This is a genomic window from Psychrobacter sp. 1U2 (assembly GCF_051847575.1).
The window spans coordinates 1-546 of sequence record NZ_JBPYDC010001667.1 but is presented as its reverse complement, the minus strand read 5'-3'; the positions used below and the strand labels follow the sequence as shown (position 1 = coordinate 546).

Sequence of the window (546 nt, the reverse complement as noted above, 5' to 3'; positions counted from 1 at the left end):
AAGAATATGTAACTAATAACGAAGGTAAAATACCTGATATACATGCTAGAAAAAAATCAACTATTGAATTTTTTGTTGATGAAGCATCATGTAAGACTAAGATCACTACTGATGGTAAGCCTAAAAGGGTTACATTAAAAGATTATGAATGTAAATTTAATACAACAACGATACCTCATACAACTATTACGCCAACTTCACCTGTCACTAACTCAAGTCAACTAGAAAACATTGAAAGCGCTGAAGATAAAGAGCAAACTACAAAAACAGATAATTTATTAGACGAAGTCACCTTTAACATAAAACTAGTCGAAGGCGACACAGGAAAACCACTACCCAACACAACCTATCATCTTGAGTACAAGAACAACATCAAACCTCATAAGACCGACAGCTCAGGTATTGAATCAGGTATTAAAGCTGATGTTAATCAATCTATTGGCGTCTACCTTGATGACGATGAAGGCAAAAAGCAATCCATCTACAGCATGGCATTCCCAGTGACAGGCGACTTAAACGGACGTACTAAAGTACTCAAGGTCCCTG

1 protein-coding gene is annotated in these 546 nt (G+C 36.3%); it reads left to right on the top strand.

Annotated elements, in window-relative coordinates; genetic code table 11:
• The coding region (locus tag ACS8FD_RS23775; RefSeq protein ID WP_439277661.1) for a hypothetical protein at positions 1-546 on the top strand (546 nt) is incomplete at both ends.